Below are 20821 nucleotides of genomic sequence, written 5' to 3'. Positions count from 1 at the left end.
GTTCCTATTTTTATAGAGCGGGGATAACGGATAATGCATTTTAACCTCCTCCACTACGCACGGTAAAAAGCGATAGGGGAGGTGTCACGAAATGACGGAAGGGTTCAAAAAGATATTTTACGATAAAGATACTATTTCTACCGGAGCGTTTGTAATGGCCTTCATACCTTCGGGTGTGACCATATAGGTATCTTCGATTCCAACAGCGCCTACATGGGGTATGACAAATTTCGGTTCAAGAGCTATGACTTGATTCCCTTCTAAAATATCTTTCGAGCGCGGAGCTAAGACCGGAGCTTCATTAACTTCGATACCTACACCGTGTCCGATAAATCCGGCCTTCTGGGTATGTCCCATAAAGTAATTTTCCAATCCGGCCTCTTTTGCTATCGAAATCGCTAGATTATATAAGTCGGCCGCCTTTACGCTCGGTTTACCCATTTGGCTTACAGCACGATGAATATCGATGGAACATTGGTGGGCTCGATGAGCTAGGTCGGGTAATTCCCCCACCGAATAGACCCGGGTCATGTCAGTCATGTATCCGGTGAAATTGCCGCACATGTCTACCATCACAGCCATGCCCGGACGAATGAGCGACCCATTGCAACCTACCGGTATCGAGCAGCTCAATCCGGCTCCTCCCATAGCAAAATCGTACGGTGTGGGAGTATCTGCATTATCGCCGCAAATGACATTGCCCATGAAAATCTCCATGCTTTGTCCGTTTATTCTGAAAAGCCCCAGATTCCCATGCAACCGCAACAAGCGTTCTATTTCTATCTGTAATTCGATATCGGTCATTCCGTTATGATAGACCGATTCGATACGATGATATACTTCGGCATGTTTCACGGCGGACTCGTGCAATAACCCCAATTCGTAATCGGTTTTTACCGAACGTACTTTCCGCATGACAGCCGAGCCGTTCGTTATTTCTGCATCGGGAAATACGGCGCATAACCGTGTGAAATCGCCGTGAGATGCATCCCACTCGATTGCGAGTTTACGGGGAAGTGGCAGCCCTATTTCGGTGAGTAAAGCCGGTATTTGTTCGGGCTTGTGGATATAATGAACATTTTCTCCTTTCAACCCTATGGGGCGGCGGACGAAATAAATCGCTTCACCCTCCGAAGGTATATAGGTATAACCGTTGAATATCCGGCCCGAAGAATAATATAGATTGGCGTTCGTATTCAACAAAACGGCATCGGCATTTATCGACTGTAATACCGACTGTACTCTCTTCCACCGTAACGAAGCCTCGGGTTGAAAATTACTCGAATACATTTTTATTTAAGTTTTAAGAAGAAATTGGTGAAATCTTCGAACGAATCGAAAGCTAACTCATAATCGTCGGTGTGTCCGAATCCGTAACGGGCATATACGAACGGTAGTCCTGCCCGATGAGTTTCCCGCCCGTCGGCTTCTATATCGCCCATATAGAGGGGGTGTTGCAGATGATATTTTTCTTTCAGTAATAACATGTTGTCACCCTTGGGTTTATGTGTGTCGCCGAATGAAATGGCCTCGGTGATGAAAGGGGTTATCCCGATACAAGACATGAAAATAGGTAAAGTATGGGTGTCGCAATTACTGACCAAAAACAATTTGTATTTCGAGGAGAGTTGTTCCAACCCGGAAACCACGCCGGGATAGGGTGTACCGCCGTAACGGGACAATAATTCGGGCTCATGTTCCGCTAACTCTTTTGAGAAACGGTTTGCCTCTTCGTTTTCAATTTCTGGAAAGAGGTTTGCCAAAATCTTAGGAATAGGAATACCGATGTTACCGATGAGGCTTTCCCTCGTGATGTGAACTTCTTTTCCTGCTCGCAGAAATACTTCGTTCCAAATGCGGGCATATGTGTCTACTGCATCCCACAGGGTTCCGTCCATATCGAAAATTAATCCATCTGTACGGCTCCAATCTATTTTATTTTCCATAGTGCAAAGATAGTGTAAGCCGGGAGAAGGACAAAATGAGCTTATCTATTTTTCATGTCGAATCATAGTCGGTTTCGGCATGAAAAACAGGAAGCGATATTTGTCTTAGTATGGTTGGATTGTTGCTTGCTGTACTTGCATACCGTTTAATTTTATCTGCATGTTTCTACACCAACTTATTTCTGTATCGATAAAATAAGAAGAGTGGTTGGATTGCTGCATATCGGCCAGTATGGATTCGTACTCTTGCAATAAGCGCAAGGCCGTATTTTTATCGTCCAACCGAAGGTATGCGACGATTTCTGCTTTATAGGCTTCGATATTCGTTGGATCGACGGCTTTTGCCGAATGGATAAGTGATAATGCTTCTTCGTTCGATTGAGCGCTGTTGTATAATGCAAACAAGCAATAGGCTTTTAAGATGTAATCTTCCGAAGTCGCTACGTGGTTCTCCATGTTTTGTGAAACTAAGTCGATGGCTTGTGTGAAACGACCGCTGTCATATTTTTTGTGGGCAGCATTGGTAATGATGAATGATATTTTTCTTTCGAAATCGTTATCGGGCAGTGTCTGCGGGTCACCCAGCTTATGAATTCTTTCAATCAAAGCCGGGTGAGTAAAAGAATCGAAATATATATCATCAAGTCCTTCTTCATTTATGGTCTGTTGTATATGGTTCAGAGCCGATGATAAAGCATTAGTGTCGCGTTGAAGGATTGCAAGCATATTTTTGGCGATAGCATCGGCTTCGTTTTCTTGTTTGTGGTTATATTTCATTCCCAGCCAATCGATTACTTCCGAAGCAATAGCTCCGGATAGAGTAGCCACGCCGAGGGTTGCCAATCCCGGAGTGCTATAATTGCCATTTGCCGCAGCAACGCCTTCTGCCACAGCGGTTACACCGGTTGCCAACGTAGCCCAAAATGCAGCTCGGTTCTTGCGAGAAATGGCTTTATTCACATTTTGTATTTGATGGTCCAGTACAAAATGAGCTATCTCGTGGCTGAGTATGGCGATCAGTTCATCTTCGGAATGTAGGCAGGAGAGAAGTCCCGTTGTAATGATTAATGTTCCGTTGGGATATACGCCTGCATTCAACGACGAGTCGTCGACTATGAGTAAATTCACTCTGTAAGGTCTTTTATCGATGTAGTGTGTAGGGGCTGTTCGGGCTATCAGTCCATAAATATAATTTTCGAGATAAGGATCTTTATATACTAATCCATTAGATTTCAATCGGTCAATATAATCCAATGCGTCTTGTTCTCTTTCTAATCGTAATTCTTTTTGTAATCCTTTTTTTTGAAGGGGGAGAAGTACATGTTTAATAACTTCGGAGTCCCAAATATCTTGTGGCGTTTTACATTCAAATGCAAGCCTTTCTTTCAATTTCCCAGTTATAGGAATCAACTTTTCATTAGTACGTATATAATACATATCTTCATATGTCGTATTTTGATATGCATCTACATTCTGTTTTTTTTCAAAAATGATTTCGGAAATTTTAATCAAAGAGTCTTTTTCAAGCCCTTCATACTTTTTCAGTAGTGTAGCCGATAAATCTGTTCCATAGATTTGAACATGTTGAGCATGAATCCGAGACAACGAAAAAATAAAGATTATGATAAGAAAGACCTTTCTCATGATGTTGGATTTATAGTATAGGACAAAACTACAAAATTCAGATGAATAAAAACAGAAAGAAAGTGAATATAAAAGAAAAAGTTAGGCCTAGTCGATATTTAGTGAGGATATCGGCTCAGTAGGAAATGAGTGGCGGTTGTCCGTTTATGCGTCTGATCCCTCCATCAAAGACTATATAATCTTTTCAACTCCCTCCGTCCTGCGGACATCTCTTCTATATGGCTAATGTGGCACCCCGTGATATTACGTGATACGGCAGGGGAGAAGGACGAGCACGATCCATCTCATTCGATAAATAATGCGATAGGAGGGCATTCAACCTCCTTCCCTGTGTTTTGCAAGGCAAAACATAAAGGAAGTGACACAAACGAATAGAGGGTTATTTAAACTCCTCCCCTGTATTTTGTTCAGCAAAATATAGGGGAGGTGTCCGCAGGACGGAGGGGTTAAAAAACACAATCAAAATAATTCTGGGTAATCTTATGTATTTTCTATAAAGCAAACAGCCTGTCTGTTATAGACAGGCTGTTTGCTTTGTACACCCGTGGGGAGTCGAACCCCAATCGAAGGAACCGGAATCCTTTATTCTATCCATTGAACTACGGGTGCCGATATAAAAAAGCGGGATTGCTTCTATTCAAAAACGAGAAACAATTCGCTGTTTGCGTGGCAAAAGTAAGAAATATTTGTAGCTTTGCAAACAGATATGGTTAAAATCTTATTCGATTATTATGAATGTTCGTATCGAATCTAGCTGGCAACAGCGCTTACAAAGCGAGTTTGGCAAGCCTTATTTTGAAAATCTGGCGGCTTTTGTACGGCACGAATATGCTACTAAAACGGTTTATCCTCCCGGTAGCCAGATTTTTGCGGCTTTCGATGCTTGCCCGTTCGACCAAGTAAAGGTCGTTATTTTGGGGCAAGATCCCTATCACGAGCCTCGTCAAGCGCATGGGCTTTGTTTCTCGGTTAATGATCAGATTCCTTTTCCCCCTTCGCTTCAAAATATTTTCAAGGAGATCGAGAGCGATTTGGGAATCCCTGTTCCTCGAAGTGGAAATTTGACTCGATGGGCGCAACAAGGAGTTTTGCTTTTGAATGCCACTCTCACGGTTGAGGCTCACAAGGCGGCATCTCATCAAGGTAGAGGTTGGGAAACATTTACCGATGCAGTTATTCATAAATTGGCAGAAGAGCGGGAGCATTTGGTATTTATCCTATGGGGATCGTATGCCCAACGGAAGGGCGATTTTATAGATCGCAGTCGGCATCTTGTTTTGCAATCTCCACACCCTTCGCCTTTGTCGGCACATCGGGGGTTCTTCGGGAATCATCATTTTAGTCAAACTAACCAATATTTAGAGGCTCATGGAGTCGATCCTATTCAATGGTAACGGTATGGAAAGAGTAGATGTGGAACAAAGAGCGGAGAAGGCTCGTCGTTTTTTTCTGGAAGGATATAATTGTGCGCAAGCCGTTGTGTTGGCTTATTGCGATTTGTTCGATATAAGCCCGTCTTTGGCAGCGTCTATCAGTGCCCCGTTGGGTGGAGGCATGGGACGATTGAGGGAAGTGTGCGGTGCAGTTAGCGGCATGTTTATGGTTGCTGGGTTATTTTACAAAAATGATATCCCGTCGGATATGACTAAACGAAAAATCGTTTACGGCACGGTGCAGGATTTGGCAGAGAAATCGAAGGCCCTAAACGGTTCTATTATTTGCAGAGAGCTGTTGGGACTCGACCATAAAAGCGATAGTCCTACTCCCGAGGCTCGTACCGAAACGTATTACAAGCGTCGCCCTTGTGCCGATTATGTAGCATCGGCTGCTCGATTGATCGGTGAAAAGCTCAATGAGGTATCGGAAGAAATGTAATCTCATGTTATTTTGCATCTGATGAATGTAAATAAATACAAATAATGCTAATGAATGTGAATATTTAAGGGGGGGGGTAATTTACGAACATTTACGCGGGATAAAAATCTGGATATTGTAAAAGGTATTGGTATTTTATTGATTATATTACATAATTATTTTCATACGTTTCCTGAGTTTCCGCCAGAATGTGAGTTTAAGTATGCTCCCGAAAATGTTTCCCGTTTTACCGAGGCCATGTTGTCTGGTAATTTACGCATTATAATTTTATCACTATTTTCCTTTTTAGGACATTACGGAGTTTCGATTTTTGTCTTTGTCAGTGGTTATGGACTTTCCAAATGTTATGACCACAGCGGGGAATCGAAGTGGTATATCATTTTGCGCCGAGCCATACAACTGTGGAAATGGCTCGTTCCTATGGCGCTACTGCTTATTCTCGACCGTTATTCGGGGTATACGCATTTTACCTATGCCTATCTGGGTAATAACAAGATTTGGACCGACATGTTGTTTATGCTTACTTTTACGGCCAATGGCCTTGCCGACAGATTTATCATTGCCGGGCCGTGGTGGTATTTCGGCATGGCATTTCTGTTGTATGTTATTTACGCATTATTCTTGCGGAAATCATCGGACAAGGTTCTATGGGGTATTATAGCAGGGGTGTGGACGTTGCTCATTGTGTTGTCTAGTCTCGGGTTGGATAACTGGGTTTTTGCTTTTCGTTATAACAGCATAGGGTGGTTACCGGTGTTTTGTGTAGGCATTCTCCTGTCTCGTCACCCTGTATATATTTCGTGGAGATGGATTTCTTTGGGAGTCGTTCTTTTTGTTCTGAGTTTGTTCAATCGCTATTTGTGGGTGGTTAGTCCCATATTAGCCCTCTTTCCTGTGGCTGCCGTTCTCCCGCTTGCCAGAAAGGAACCTCTTCAAAACGTTCTGCTTTTCATGGGAAAACTTTCAGCTGCGCTGTTTGTAACTCATGCTTTTGTGCGTCAACAAGTTCTTGCGCACGATCAAGCCCTTCCCCCAGAGATATCCGGGTTATTGTATCTCTTGCTTTGTATCGTTGTTGCGTGGGTATATCGATTGTGTTTGACCTGTTTTTATAAAAAGATTCATTTGTGATAATGTCCCTTTTCTTTCACCAAAACGACTTTTATTCTCCCGTCTTTCAGAATCGCCCTTGATCGGGAAAAGAAGGGTAATTGCCAAGCCCATCGACGATGTTCCCAAGTGAGTAAATCTACTGAGAAATCCAGATTCCTTAGAAAAGCGTAATACGAAGCCGGAAAGGAGAGCGCCGAAACAGCTCCGCTATGGGCTATTTGTTGAATGGAATCCAGTCTGTGTAAACATTCTGCGTCGGACAATTCGTCTATATGGGGAATATCCAGATAGCAAGAAGTGTAATACCCTTCTTGTGTAAAATGGTGTAACGCTTTCCAATCACGAGATTCGATAATCAATTGATCTTTATCGACATCTCTCTGTGCCAGTAGTCCGGTAAGTGTCGTTTCGGCTTGTATGCAGTTACTTTCGTCCAGATTCTTTAAATCGAGCCAAAGTTCTCGGTCGGGGTTAGCTCCTAAAAAGTCGAGATAGGGCTTCAACGGTTCGCCCGAAGGTTCGTCATGCCCTATCTCGAATGTCGCTGAATCGGTGAGGAACAGCACGTCGCACTCAAAATTTTTATACTCCTGTTCAAACTCGTGCAACTTCTCGATCGAGTTCGTCCGGTGTAACCATATTTTGTCGATATAACGGCGTACGATTCGGTCGTTCCAAAACGGGATAGCCAATAGAGACAAACACAATATCAACAGCAAAAGTCCAGATAGACGAAGCCGTTTCATCGTGCTATTTCAGATGTAATTTTTTCAGAATCTTTACGGGAACAGCATCTTTGTGGACCAAGATATCCATAGTTTTATATTTCACGAATGCTTCTGATGCGTAGAAAAAGCCTCCATAAATTTGTTCCGTACCCCACGAATTTTTCACTTTATAATATTTTGTACCGTTCTGGTCAACGGCTGTCCCTACGAATACCATGCCGTGGTCGTCGGTAGTCTCGTAGTTATCGAATGCTTCTTGTCGAAGTTTTTGGTCGATGTATTGTTCTTCCTCCGGTTCTTCGAATTTATATAGTTCTCCTTCTTTTTCCGATTTTGACAATTTTACCCAACGAGCCAATTCGGTTCCAGACAGGTTCTCGTTTTTCTTCTCTACGGGAACCACAGCAAACCCTTTCAGATATTGGAATCCTTTCTCGCTTACATCGGAAGCCCACATGACTGTAAAACCTTTATCGATAGCATAATCGATTGTCTCCATCAATTCGTTGAGCGGGATATTATAATATTCCGACCATAACCAGTTGTCGGGTACTTCAATGGCAAAAGGTTTGTAAAAATCGTGATGGGTGAATGATGTCAACGGAACATAATCCGAGGCTTTTATACTCAATGATTTTGCAAAAGATTGAGGTGTGTATTCTACGCCGTTGTAAGTAAACTTCTCGGGAACTTTGCCTAAATAGGTGTCCAGCACGGCTTTGAATCCATCGAGCCATGCCGTCGAAAGTTTTTTGTTGGGGTTGGCAATGATAGCATCGACATAACCTTTGAGGATAGCGTCGAGTTCTCCGTGCTGGTGCTTGTCTGTCCCGTAATTCAAACCGGTATAAACCTCCTCGGGAACAATGCCATATTTATCGATGATATAGAGCACGTCATAAGCGCTACCTCCGGCCGAAAAGGCGATATCGCCGTGCATGCGTACATATTTAATCGCTTTTTCTATATAATCGTTACGCACGATAAACATTTCCGATAAGTCTACCGCAGGCTTTCCTTGACGCAACAAATCATCTTCGATAAACGATAAAGTCGAGAAGCTCCAACACGTTCCCGATCTGCTTTGGTCTTTTACCGGGTTGGTATTCAATTCTTTGGTTACAGTAAATTGGTAACCCACAGAATCCGTTTTATTTTCGTTTGCCCATGAACAGAAAGACATTGACAATAAAGCACAAGCGATAGTGAAAAACTTACAATTCATACACAACTATATTTTAAAATACGGTACAAATATAGTGAAAGGTGAGTGCAGAGACAAGCGAAAATTATATTTTCGGCTTGACTATGCCGAACCGCATCCTATATTATACAGAATAATATAACGAAAGGTAGATGTATGATAAAATAAATATATTTATTTTTCATGCCGAACTGCATTCTGTATGATTCGAGTTATAAATTATTTTCGTTCTATTGCGATAGAATTGATGGCTGTAAGGGATATATTAGGATATAGGCGTAAAATTTCGTATGTTTGCATCAGTAACTCGATAATGGAATGGTTATGAAAACAAGTTATATTTTTCAATTGCTTATTTCTGTTTGTGTCCTTTTGGGAGGCATTTCTGCAACGGCCCAAAATCGTTCGGAACCGTATGAAACACAAGCCTTCTCCGATCGATTTCGAACTATACAGACCGAGGTGGAAGGTAGGGAATTGTTCCCTCCCATTATTGAATTGAATACCGACGAACACATAACGATTTCGTTCGATGAGTTGGCCGAAGATGTCACTTATCTGCAATACAGTCTTATACATTGTAATGCAGATTGGCGTCCTTCCGACTTGTCGGATTTGGAATATCTCGATGGCTTCAATACGAATTCTGTCGAAGAATATGAATTTTCTACTGCGACTTTCGCGCATTATGTGCATTACAGGATTACGCTTCCCAATGCCGATGTACAGTTTAAAGTATCGGGTAATTATGTGCTTGTGGTTTATCCCGAAAACGAACCGGAAAATATTTTGTTGCAAGTGTGTTTTTCGGTCTATGAAAACCAAGTTTTGGTCGCTCCTTCTGTAACATCTCGCACCGATATAGATTATAACCGTGAGCATCAACAGGTAGAAGTCGCTCTCAATACCAACAATTATCGGGTTCAAAATCCTTATAACGAATTGAAAATAAGTATTCTTCAAAATAGCCGACGGGATAAGGAGGTTATTATAAATAGACCTTTAAGGGTACAAGGGAATCAAATTGTTTTCGGTCATGACCGCAATATGATATTCGAAGCGGGGAATGAATTTCGTCGGTTCGAAATGGTAGCTACCCGTTATGCCGGATTAGGGGTTGAAAAAATATACTATTTCGACCCATATTATCACGTCGTGTTAGCTACGTCTGTTCCCAGAGCGCAAACGAGTTATCTTTATGATAAAACCCAAAACGGGCGTTTCGTCATACGCCAAAGCGGGGCAGACGACAGCAATACCGAAGCCGATTATTTCGTCGTGCATTTCACGCTTGATTCCGATCCGATTCCGGGAGGAAAAATATATATCGATGGCGAAATGACGAATCATCGGTATACCCCTTATAACGAAATGGTTTATAATCCTGCTTCTGGGAAATATGAGAAAACCCTGCTCTTGAAACAGGGTTCTTACAATTATCAATACCTATTTTTGCCCGATGGAGGGAGTGCCGCTTCGGCAGGTCCTATCGAAGGAAACTATTATGAAACGGTAAACGAATATTTAGTAAAGGTTTATCATCGGCCGCAGGGAGTACGTTACGATAAACTCATCGGTATAGGAATGGGGTATTCCGGTCGTTGATCGGCTTTCTGATTCGGCCATGCCCCGAATTTATTCCTAACGCGATCATTGTAAATAAAGCAATGAGGTACAAATAATTTTTCATATATTTACCTTGTTTTTTAGGTTTTCTGTATATTCTAAAAACAAATTCTGTCGTGCCAATGTTTATAAAATAGCCACCGGAATACAGTTAAATAAGGTGTATATAGAGTCTTTCAAAAAAGAATTCCTCCAAAATGAAAAAAGCACTAAAATATATTGCTATCGTATTGATTTCACTTTTAGTGCTATTGTTGACTTTACCTCTGTCTATTTATATTCCGGCAGTACAACGATGGGGAAAGAATGAGATTAGCGGTTATGTCGGCCGATCGACAGGAATGGAGCTTTCCATAGGAAAGTTGTCTCTTAAATTCCCGTTCCGACTGCAAATCGACGATATACTTTTATTGACTTCGAGTCGGGATACGCTGTTGCAAAGTTCAAGTATGCAAGTAGGGATAGCCCCGGCGGCACTTTTGCGTGGACAAGTTCAAATCCAGAAAATAGCATTGAACGAAACACTTTTTCGTTTTTCGAATTCAGACTCTACTTTATTACTATCGGCAAACATAAAACAATTCTCCACACAGAAAGCAAACGTTAATTTAAAAGATTATCATATCTCATTACCTTCTACCCGATTGGACGGAGGGGAAATAACTTTGAACTTGTCGGAGAGTTCCCCCGATACTGTTTCTGCGGAAAGCGCTCCATTGAATTGGAGCATCTCGGTAGGAGAAGTAGGGTTATCGAATATCCATTATTCTATGCAGATGAAGCCCACTATCGAAGATTTGGATGCTTCGATACAAAAAGCGAGACTCTTGCAAGGAGAAATAGATTTATACGGGCAATCGGTTCGAGTCTCCGAGGCGATTATAGACAAAGGGGATTATCGTTATTATCCGGGGAGTGGAAGCGGAAATAATGAAGCAGAACCGGAGGAAAATGATGACGATACAATCGTTTCGCCGCCGTGGACCGTACAAATTCAAAAGTTGCGGCTGCATCGGAATCAAGCTCTTTATGCGTTGCCGACCCGAATCCCCCAAAAAGGGCTCGACTTCGGGTATCTTTCTCTCGATAATATTGAGATTGCCATCGACTCCCTCTATAATCGAGGAAGCGAAATATGCGTTCCTATCAAACAATTGGCGTTCACCGAACGTTCGGGGATAGCCGTAACTCGAACACAAGGAACTTTTACTATGGATTCGACAGGTATCTCCTTGCAAAAATTTCAGATGAACACTGCTTTATCCGAGATTTCGGCGCAGATTAAAGCTGGAAACGGTATTTTTACACAAAATTCACAGACACCGGTTGAGGTCCGATTACAGGCTAAACTCGCTATTGGGGACATTATTCGGGTATTACCCGAATACGACAATTATACCAGAGGGTTGTTGTTGTCGACCGGTTTTCTTTCAAACATCTCGATGAACGGTAAATTGGGAGATTTAAATTTGGAAAAGGCCGATATATCCCTGCCGGGAACATTCGTTTGCCAAGCGACAGGCAATGTGCAAAATTTGCACGAAGCAGATCGGATTAACGGAAGTCTCCAATGGGATCTGCGTCTGAAAAATTCGCCGGTCTTTGCGAATGTAATGCCGGACTCCCTAAGCAAAAAAATACATATACCGCCGACCCGATTCACCGGTAATGCCCGACTTTCACCGGAGATGATCCGGTCGAAAGCCCAAATCGAATCCGGCGATGGCCTCATCACTCTCCTTGCTCGATTAAATACTAAAAAAGAGCAATATGATGGACGGATACTGATAGATCGATTCCCTCTATCTTCGTTCCTGCCTCATGATTCTTTGGGAGTACTCTCTGCTTCGACCCGGTTCTCAGGAGAAAAATACAATCCGATGGATTCCAGTATGTATGCGACTGTCGACTTGAAAATAGATTCCGTGGATTATTCGGGTTACCGGTATACCGGACTGTCTATCGAAGCAAAATTGAATAGGGGTAAAATGAGTGGCGGTATAACTTGTACCGATCCTAATTTGTTGATGGGACTCTCCGTATCGGGATCGCTGTCTCCCGAAGAATATACGGCCGACTTGACTGGCGAGATTCATACCGATTTGGAAGCTCTGAAACTGGTAACCGAAGCATGCTCGGTTTCTACCGGCCTTTCTCTTTCTGGCTATGTTTCGCCCATGAGCGAATCTTATCGGGCAGACATACGGTTAAGTGACTTTTCTGCCCTCTTGCCGACCAGCAGGTTACAAACCAATGCATTGTCGATTTCGGCCGAAACAGACTCTACGCACATAAATGCCGCTGTCCGAAGCGGAGACATGGCTATGAATTTTGTTTCGAGTATAGGATTTAGCTCTTTCTTGGAAAAGCTGAACCAGTCGTTACCTATTATTGCTACGGTTCAAGAAGAAAAGCGATTGGATATGAAAGCGTTGCATCAAGTTCTGCCTCCTTTTGAGTTTCATGCGAACGCAAAGCGGAATAATCTCATACAGCAGTATCTCAAAGGAATGAACATGGGATTTTCTCAAATCGGCCTGAATATCCAGAACGATACTCTATTGAATACGACGGGTAAGATAGACCGCTTTTCGACCGGGGGAATTACTATCGATACCCTCCAACTCTCTTTATTCGAGCGTCGTGAAAAGGAGGAAAGATTATATTACTCTCTTCAAGTCGGCAACAAGCCCGGAAACCTCGATCAATTAGCCTCTGTAATCCTTAACGGATTCCTCTCCGGGAATACGACTAAATTGTTTTGTGTGCAAAAAAACAGACAAGGACAAGAAGGATTCCGAATAGGTTGCCAAGCCGATTTTTTAGATTCATTGATTCAAGTGTCGTTTTTCCCTAAAAATCCGATTATCGGCTTTGAAACGTGGACATTGAATCCCGACAATTTTTTTGCCTACCACTATGGGCGACATTTCGATGCCAACATAGCTCTCACTCACGAGGATCGGCATTTTATTATCAAGACTTTACACAACGAACAATCACATGATTTCTCTCACCAAGAGGCATTGAAAGTCGATATAAACGGTATGGAGATAGCTCCGTGGTTGGCTTTATCGCCATTCTCTCCTCAAATCGACGGAAGTATTTCTGCCGACTTGCTGGTAAACTTTCCGCAGAGTGCGACGGAAATATCCGGTAGTATGGGTATTGGTGATTTATATTATGGGAAACAACGTGTGGGAAATTTTAATCTGAACGTCGATTATCAATTAGACTCTTTGGGTCGTCAGGAAGCACAAGCCGATTTGGAAATAGATGATAAGAAAGTATTGACGTTGAACGGGCTTCTTGACAATCAAGCAGAAAATCCCGTTCGGTTAAACTTGTCCATAGATGAGTTCCCGTTGGCGACAGCCAATCCGTTCCTCCCTTCCGAGATGGCACAATTACAAGGCTATTTGAATGGGAAAATGGGAATTACGGGTAGTACCGATATGCCTCTCCTGAATGGTTACATACAGATGGAAGAAGCCGTGGCTAATTCTAAATCGATGGGAGCTACTTTGAAATTTCCTCAAAGCCAGATTCGAGTGGAACAAAATGTTTTGCATTTCGACAATTATGAGATCACGGGAGCGAATAAAAATCCACTGCACATCGATGGAAATATCGATTTCAAAAAATTAGATAAAATCGTTACCGATTTGAGATTATATGCATCGGCTTTCCAACCGGTTAAATCGGCGAGAAGTACGAAAGCGACTGTTTACGGTTCGGTTATCGCAGATATGGATATGGCGGTAAACGGTCCGCTTGATGCTCTGAAAATTCGGGGAAATGTAGGGTTGCTCACGGGAACGGAAGTTACCTACGTTATGCAAGATTCTCCTTTCGCTCTTCAACAACAAGAGAACAATATCGTTACATTCGTTTCGTTCAACGACAGTACTGAAATAGCCGAAGAAGATACTTTGCAAAAGAGCAGTGTGTTGGGCATGGATATATTGGTTAATATCAACATTGCTCCCACTGTTAAAATGGGTGTGAATCTTTCGGTGGACGGAAAAAATCGGATAGACCTTCAAGGCGGAGGGGAATTGGCCTATACCATGAATACGTTGGGCGACAGCCGTTTCACCGGTCGATACAATCTCACCGGAGGTTTCGTCCGTTACAACCCGCCTATCATATCGGAAAAATTGTTTAAAATTCAAGACGGAAGCTATGTGTCTTGGAACGGTGATATCGCCGATCCTCAAATGTCTATTACAGCTGTCGAGACCGTACGCACGACTATCTCCGAGGAGGAGAAAAATACCCGGCAAGTCAATTTTGACATCAGTATCATCATTAAAAATTCATTGGAAAATTTGTCTGTTTCTTTCGATCTTTCCGCACCCGAAGACCTCACTCTGCAAAATCAGTTGACATCGCTCACGGCCGAGCAACGGGCTTCGCAAGCCATGAGCCTGCTCATTTATAATACATATACCGGTCCCGGAACGTCGACTACGAAATCCGATTTATTGGGTAATCCGCTTAACGCATTCTTGCAAAAAGAATTGAACCAATGGGCTCAGGATAACTTGAAAGGTATCGATTTGTCTTTCGATATTAATTCCTACACCGATGCTTCGGGAGTGAATACTCGCACCGATTATTCTTATAGGGCGGCTAAAAGTCTGTTTAACAATAGGGTGAAAGTCGTCATTGGCGGAAGCCTCAGCCCGGACGACAACGCAGATGTCAATTTCAAAGAGAACTTCATAGACGACATTTCCCTCGAATATTATTTGAATCAAAGGGATAACATGTATATTAAAATATTCCGGCATACGGGATATGAAAGTATTCTCGAAGGAGAGATCACTCAAACCGGTGTCGGTTTTGTCGTTAAGAAAAGGCTGCTCAATCTGATGGAGCTATTTCGACCACGGAAAAGCAGAAAGGGGGTGAACCTATGAAAAAAGTATTCCGAAATGTATTTACCGCCGCTTTTCTATTGCTGATACTGATTGGCTGTTCCACGACAAAGCGTATTGCCGATGATGAAGTATTGTATACCGGCGTAAAGAAAATGGAAATCATACCCGACTCAGGTGTGAAAATCGCCGATGCAGCTGCATCGGACGTTCGATCTACTCTCTCCGTCGCACCCAACAATCCTTTGTTCTCTCCTTATATCCGCACGCCGTTTCCCATAGGTTTGTGGGTGTGGAATTACATGGAACCCAAGCGGGAAAAAGGGGTGAAGCACTGGATATACGAGAAGTTGGCCAAGGAGCCGGTACTTGTTTCGACCGTACAGCCCGAATTGCGTATGAGGGTAGTCAAAGACATTCTCGGAAATAACGGATATTTCGGAGCGAAAGCCGATTATGAATTGATATACAACAAACGGAACCCTAAAAAAGCCCGCATTAAATATCGAATCGAAGTTCCCGAAGCCTATACGCTCGATACCATAGAATTACCGGCTCCTACGACTCCGGTAACTCGGTTTATCGATAGTATAAATAGTTCTTCGATTTTACAAAAGGGCGACCGTTATTGCCTCGATTCTTTATCTTTCGAGCGAAACCGAATTACTACCGCACTGAGAAATAACGGATATTTTTATTTCCGCCCCGAATACATCGAATACCTTGCCGACACTACGTTGTCTCCGGGTAAAGTGGCGTTGAGAATGACGTTGAAAAAAGGGATTCCGGCACAAGCGCTCAAACTTTATTATGTGGGAGATGTAACAGTTCGACTCAACCGTGCCACCGGCGACGGAACTCCCGATACCATTCGCTACCCTCGCATGACTGTCGCTTATTACAAGCCTATACGATTGAAGAAATGGGTATTGCCCAAAAATATTACCTTCAAACCGGGCGAAATCTATTCGATTGCGACCCAAAATGAGACGCAATCCAATCTTGGGCGGTTAGGAATATTCCGTACTGTCGCTGTCGAAGTAACCCCTCTCGATTCATTGATACGAAAAGATTCCCTCGATGTAATGATACAGGCGACGTTCGACGTGCCACTCGAAGCGACCATAGAAGCCAATGTTTCGTCTAAATCGAACAGCTATATAGGCCCTGGACTTATTTTCGGTATTAATCACAACAACGTGTTCGGGGGCGGTGAAAAACTTTCGGTCAAACTCAACGGGAGTTATGAGTGGCAGACAGGCGGAGGCTCGCAGCATGGTAAGGCTTCGCTATTCAACTCTTACGAAGTGGGTTTGAATTCGTCATTAACCTATCCCCGTATCGTGCCGGGATTTCTACCGCAACTACCCCGTACCCGAAAATATCCCGCTTATACTCGGTTCCAATTGGGGGCAAACTTGATGAATCGGCCTCATTATTTTCGTATGGTCTCTTTCAACGGTTCGATGTCATACGACTATCGTACCTCCTTGCGGGCCGGACACTCGGTTACGCCATTCAAGTTGGTATATACAAAACTGCTCAATACGACCGAATCGTTCGATAAAACGATGGAAGAGAATCCGGCCATTGCCCTCAGTTTCCGAGATCAGTTCATTCCTTCTTCGAGTTACACCTATACTTACGACACCTCATACGGCCGGGAAGTGGATAACCGCTTTATCTGGCAGTTCATGGGAATGTCGGCTGGAAATATCCTTAGTGGGATAACATCGCTTTTTGGACAGCATGGGGAGAAACATATCTTTGGCAGCAGTTTTTCTCAATTCGTAAAGGGAAGTGCCGAAATGAAATATTATCACCGTTTCCGTGCCGAACACTGGTTGGCGACCCGGTTGTTTATAGGTGCGGAACATGCATACGGAAATTCCAAAGAAGTTCCGTACAGCGAACAATTTTATATCGGAGGTGCGAACAGCATACGAGCTTTTACTATACGTTCGCTCGGTCCCGGAAGTTATATTCCGGCAAAAGACGATGTCGACGGATATTTCGACCAGACAGGTACTTTCAAGCTCGAAGCGAATATCGAATACCGTTTTCCCATTTGGGGCGATTTGCACGGTGCGGCATTCGTCGATGCCGGGAATATCTGGCTATTGAAAAAAGATCCGAAACGTCCCGGTGGAGAACTCGACCGGAAAACATTTCTCAAAGATATAGCCCTCGGTACAGGTATAGGATTACGCTACGATATCGGTGTGCTTGTTTTACGGGGAGATTTAGGTATCGGGATACATGCGCCCTATGACACTGGAAAGAAAGGATATTATAATATGACTTCTTTCAAAAACAGTCTCGCATTCCACTTGGCTATTGGATATCCGTTCTGATAATCAATTCCAATAATCCAACAAGTGAGCAATAGCCCGACGAAATAATAAAGGAGCTTGTATCCCCAAAACCAATTTCCCATCTTTATTTAGAAGGAATCCGATTTGGGCTTCTATGATTCGTTCTTCTCTGCTTCCGTATAGTACGACAGTTCGCACTACTTTATAATCGGGATAATAATATTTTAAATATCGCTTTTCAAAAGAATCATAATCTTCCAATTCTCTTATTCCCTGTTGCCTAAACTGGTATTTTTTGCCTTCGATTGTAATCGTTTCGTTTTCAGATATATCGATCAAGACTAAATCGGGAATAGCAATTTTCTCTTTTTTATCTCCCTCTTTATATTTTTTTCGGTCATTATATTTTGCCAATGGTATAGGCGTGCCATCGGATTTCATAAAGTAGCCTTTTTCGCATCCGGCGTGATTCTCGAATATAGAATACCCCTCTGTGAAATTCTCAACGATAATATGAATGAAAATAGTTCCTAACTTCTCTCCTGTTGTATCGTATTTCCAATAGAATTCAGGCATGTTGGTTTGAGGAATTTCGAGGTTCTCCAATTTGATCTTTAATAGATTAGCCACTTGTATGAATTTATTCCTCACTCCTACATGTTGTGGTAATAATCCGTGCCGGATTATTTCTATTTTTCTTGTCCAACCCAACATTCGCAAGATTGCGGATAAAATACTTAATGCACCTATATTAGGGTCATGTGAAAGGCCTTTATTCTTGTATAGTCTCCCAGAAATGGAAATTTTATCGTTTTCTTTAAATATTATAATCGGGACGTTCCCTTTGGGAGCTTTTCGCATGTTTTGTTTGAATGCTATAATGTCATTGATCGAAGTGAAAGGTTTGAACACATTCGGATTTAATATTTTTCCAAGAATTTCTACTCCGAAAGTTAGTAAAAGCCGAGTCCCAAAGATATAGGTTTGTGTAGGTTCTTTCTTTTGTTCAACCTGTAAGGCATATAGCATGATCATCTTGACAGAAGGATAGTAATGCTTTACAAAAACAAATTTAGTACATCTTTGGAATACTCCGGTATTCCGGCTTTTCTTATCATCGGTTTTTGTCTCTTCAATCGCATAAATAGGGGTATCTGTTTGTACGGGCATTGCATCTTGATAGAAAATGAGGAAATCCACAAAACTTGAATATCCCGAAATCGTTTTTATAAAGACCCGATTAACTTTTGCGCAAGTAAAACCGACAACTTCATAAATAAAAGCGAACTCGTGTTTTTCGTTCAGTATAGGAATAATTCTCAATGTATCTCCGAAAAATCCGCATTGATGATCTTTCGCAAAATATTCGAAAATTGTTTTTAAGACCTCTTTTTTAGGTCTTTCTTCGGTCAATATCCACAAATTTTTCGCATTCATAGCCTTCTCAAAATGTATAATTGTTCCCAAATATGCTTCTTTGTTTTAGATAATCCATTATTATTGCTTTTAAATCGCAGATATTCAAATTGTTCCAATTCCACTTCGCCATATTGCGACAATACATCAAGAATATTGTGTTGTGGCATAATGCCCTCTGAATTATAGCTCAAAACGAGATATTCGTAGGTGGCAATCCGAGCCACCTTATCCAAATCTTCTAAGGCAGTAGAGGCTTTACAGAAGCGAGACTTTTGGCTATCATAGTTTCGCATGCCGGTCACTCCCCGAATTTCTGGGTTATCATATCGGGCGATTGTTTCTAGTATATGGTAATTCGGAGCATATTGACGCTCGTTATAAGGCGGATCTAAATATAAAATATCTGTGTTTATTTGGTTTAAAATTTTCATTGAATCGGCATGATACGCTCTATTTTCCTGTCTATTCGAAATAATTTCAATGGGTCTCAATATGAACGGTTTGATTGCTCTCGGGTCCCATTTTTTTTGAAATGCCGCATAAACACCTGCGACATTCGCATAAAATGAAACTGTTTCTATAAGACTGGCGAGAAGAATGTAGTACTCGTTTCCCAAAAGCAAATTATCATTTTTCCATCGTTCAATCTGTTGGCGGATAGTATCTATTTTTTTCCCATTTTCATTGCTGAAATACATTCTCGGCTGAGATAAATGAGAAGTTCCTTCGGGAGTATAATTATTATAAATAAAACCTTCCTCTGGTTCTAATTCGTTCAAGTATGCAATAACCCGATCAAGTGGGCTCGCACATGATTTCAAAGGCGAGACAATCGGTAAAGGTAGTAGTCGCTCGAATGTCGGCGTGGAATTATTTTCAATATAGGCTTTTTGCAAACAATATGAAAAATACATAAAATCAGAAGACGATACTGTATATCCCAATCGTTTGTAAAATTTAGATACACTGGTTGTTCCCGAAAAGAAATCAAATAAACTCCTCCCCGCTATACCTTTATGTATCAATATTTCATACATACGAGGTATTACATTTTCCTTATTCCCTATATATCTCATTCAAATAAAACTCCTTGCTGTATTTCATGGTGATAATTCGTTATCAATACTTCTTCGCTTTTGCTCTCACGGTCGATTATCTGATAGTTGGAATTCGCATAATTTTTATTTAAATAAGTAATTGTGTACCCTCTATGCTCTATCCATTCTAACAAAGTAGTATTTCTCCGTCCTCTATGAATAAGGACATTCGAAAGAGCAAAAGAGATACCCCGTTCATGTAACATGTCTAATATTTTCAATAGTTTGCATTCCTGCTTTTCGTTCCAACCGGTAAAGCCTCTCTTTCCATCATTATATGTTCCTGTCGTTATGAGATAAGGAGGATCACAATAGACAAAGTCGTTCTCTGATAATTCGGAAAAATCGAATTTGTCGAAATCGGTACATGAAAAAATAAAATCTTTCGTATGCAATCTATCTAGAAAAGTATATAAATTGGATTTCATAGTAGAGTTGAAATGGCTACGTTCCCGACCGAACGGAATGTTAAATTCGTGAGAGTTATTAAATCGGATCTGATGATTGAATGAATAAGCTGTCAAGACAAATAAATCCAATGGATTTTTCTGTTCGTTATATATCCTACGCAATTCTCTATATCCATTTTCATTTGTCAACGATAACTGAAATTCCGATATTCTCTGCTCGATATAATCCATCGTTTCTTGTACAGGAGTGTCATTAAATTTTCTGTACAAATCTATCAAATACGAAATATTGTCATTGAAAATCGTTCTATCGGCAGAAACGTTAATGCCTACATTACATCCTCCGCAAAACAAGTCGACGAATGTTCGTATTCGACTGGGGAATAGTGGTAATATTTGAGGAAGTATTTTATATTTTCCTCCAATATAATTAAGCGGCGATTGAATATAGGGCTGCTTTGCCATAATTAGATTTGTTTTGAATAGCGAAGATAATATTTTTTATAGAAACTTTTTATAAGGAGGAATATTATGCTTAGGTGATTCTGATGTTTGAATAAT

General features: G+C 41.7%; 14 protein-coding genes and 1 tRNA gene. 6 read left to right on the top strand and 9 right to left on the bottom strand.

Features of this window, described 5'->3' with window-relative positions; genetic code table 11:
• Positions 1 to 117 precede the first annotated feature (117 nt).
• The 4 genes from HMPREF9448_RS11750 to HMPREF9448_RS11735 all read right to left on the bottom strand — a co-directional run bounded on the left by HMPREF9448_RS11750 (position 118) and on the right by HMPREF9448_RS11735 (position 4199).
• Positions 118 to 1290 carry a M24 family metallopeptidase gene (locus HMPREF9448_RS11750; RefSeq protein WP_008862794.1) on the bottom strand — a complete coding sequence of 391 codons (1173 nt, stop codon included), beginning with the start codon at positions 1288 to 1290 and terminating at the stop codon, positions 118 to 120.
• A gap of 2 nt (positions 1291 to 1292) precedes the next feature.
• A complete protein-coding gene (locus HMPREF9448_RS11745) occupies positions 1293 to 1946 on the bottom strand; it encodes an HAD family hydrolase (RefSeq protein ID WP_008862793.1) in 654 nt (217 codons plus the stop codon).
• Positions 1947 to 2051: 105 nt separating this feature from the next.
• Positions 2052 to 3590 carry a M48 family metallopeptidase gene (locus HMPREF9448_RS11740; protein WP_008862792.1) on the bottom strand — a complete coding sequence of 513 codons (1539 nt, stop codon included), beginning with the start codon at positions 3588 to 3590 and terminating at the stop codon, positions 2052 to 2054.
• 537 nt (positions 3591 to 4127) lie between these two features.
• A tRNA-Arg gene (locus HMPREF9448_RS11735) sits at positions 4128 to 4199 on the bottom strand.
• A 122-nt stretch (positions 4200 to 4321) separates the two neighbouring features.
• On the opposite strand from HMPREF9448_RS11735, the gene ung reads away from it, so the two are divergent.
• From ung to HMPREF9448_RS11720, 3 genes are read left to right on the top strand one after another with little or no spacing between them, the layout of a single operon-like run.
• The gene (ung, locus tag HMPREF9448_RS11730; protein ID WP_008862791.1) at positions 4322 to 4984 is read left to right on the top strand and encodes a uracil-DNA glycosylase; all 663 of its coding nucleotides are present in this window, start codon (positions 4322 to 4324) and stop codon (positions 4982 to 4984) included.
• A complete protein-coding gene (locus HMPREF9448_RS11725) occupies positions 4959 to 5465 on the top strand; it encodes a C-GCAxxG-C-C family protein (RefSeq protein WP_008862790.1) in 507 nt (168 codons plus the stop codon). The genes ung and HMPREF9448_RS11725 overlap by 26 nt, the downstream gene beginning before the upstream one ends.
• Before the next feature lie 60 nt (positions 5466 to 5525).
• Positions 5526 to 6596, top strand: coding sequence for an acyltransferase family protein (locus HMPREF9448_RS11720; RefSeq protein WP_083855870.1), 1071 nt, complete (start codon positions 5526 to 5528; stop codon positions 6594 to 6596).
• On the opposite strand, the gene HMPREF9448_RS11715 is transcribed toward HMPREF9448_RS11720, so the two are convergent.
• A complete protein-coding gene (locus HMPREF9448_RS11715) occupies positions 6587 to 7324 on the bottom strand; it encodes a hypothetical protein (protein ID WP_008862788.1) in 738 nt (245 codons plus the stop codon). The two genes, HMPREF9448_RS11720 and HMPREF9448_RS11715, sit on opposite strands and share 10 nt — an antisense overlap.
• Before the next feature lie 4 nt (positions 7325 to 7328).
• On the bottom strand, positions 7329 to 8531 hold the full coding sequence (locus HMPREF9448_RS11710) for a C1 family peptidase (protein ID WP_008862787.1): 1203 nt from the start codon (positions 8529 to 8531) through the stop codon (positions 7329 to 7331).
• A gap of 303 nt (positions 8532 to 8834) precedes the next feature.
• Between HMPREF9448_RS11710 and HMPREF9448_RS11705 the strand changes: the two genes are divergently transcribed.
• The 3 genes from HMPREF9448_RS11705 (at position 8835) to tamL (ending at position 17373) form a co-directional block, all read left to right on the top strand.
• On the top strand, positions 8835 to 10115 hold the full coding sequence (locus tag HMPREF9448_RS11705; RefSeq protein ID WP_157260375.1) for a type IX secretion system plug protein: 1281 nt from the start codon (positions 8835 to 8837) through the stop codon (positions 10113 to 10115).
• Between the two features lie 218 nt (positions 10116 to 10333).
• Complete coding sequence (locus HMPREF9448_RS11700) at positions 10334 to 15061, top strand: translocation/assembly module TamB domain-containing protein (protein WP_008862785.1); 4728 nt, start codon at positions 10334 to 10336, stop codon at positions 15059 to 15061.
• Positions 15058 to 17373, top strand: a complete 2316-nt coding sequence (gene tamL, locus HMPREF9448_RS11695) for a translocation and assembly module lipoprotein TamL (protein WP_008862784.1) — start codon at positions 15058 to 15060, stop codon at positions 17371 to 17373. The genes HMPREF9448_RS11700 and tamL overlap by 4 nt, the downstream gene beginning before the upstream one ends.
• A gap of 3 nt (positions 17374 to 17376) precedes the next feature.
• Here the strand turns inward: tamL and HMPREF9448_RS11690 are convergent, their stop codons facing one another.
• From HMPREF9448_RS11690 to HMPREF9448_RS11680, 3 genes are read right to left on the bottom strand one after another with little or no spacing between them, the layout of a single operon-like run.
• A complete protein-coding gene (locus HMPREF9448_RS11690; protein WP_040296189.1) occupies positions 17377 to 18771 on the bottom strand; it encodes a hypothetical protein in 1395 nt (464 codons plus the stop codon).
• Complete coding sequence (locus HMPREF9448_RS11685) at positions 18768 to 19829, bottom strand: DNA adenine methylase (protein ID WP_008862782.1); 1062 nt, start codon at positions 19827 to 19829, stop codon at positions 18768 to 18770. The genes HMPREF9448_RS11690 and HMPREF9448_RS11685 overlap by 4 nt, the downstream gene beginning before the upstream one ends.
• On the bottom strand, positions 19826 to 20725 hold the full coding sequence (locus HMPREF9448_RS11680; protein WP_008862781.1) for a Dam family site-specific DNA-(adenine-N6)-methyltransferase: 900 nt from the start codon (positions 20723 to 20725) through the stop codon (positions 19826 to 19828). The genes HMPREF9448_RS11685 and HMPREF9448_RS11680 overlap by 4 nt, the downstream gene beginning before the upstream one ends.
• Positions 20726 to 20821 lie beyond the last annotated feature (96 nt).

Origin of the sequence: Barnesiella intestinihominis YIT 11860 (genome assembly GCF_000296465.1) — a bacterium.
Classification (GTDB): domain Bacteria; phylum Bacteroidota; class Bacteroidia; order Bacteroidales; family Barnesiellaceae; genus Barnesiella; species Barnesiella intestinihominis.
This window is presented reverse-complemented; position numbering and strand designations above follow the sequence as displayed.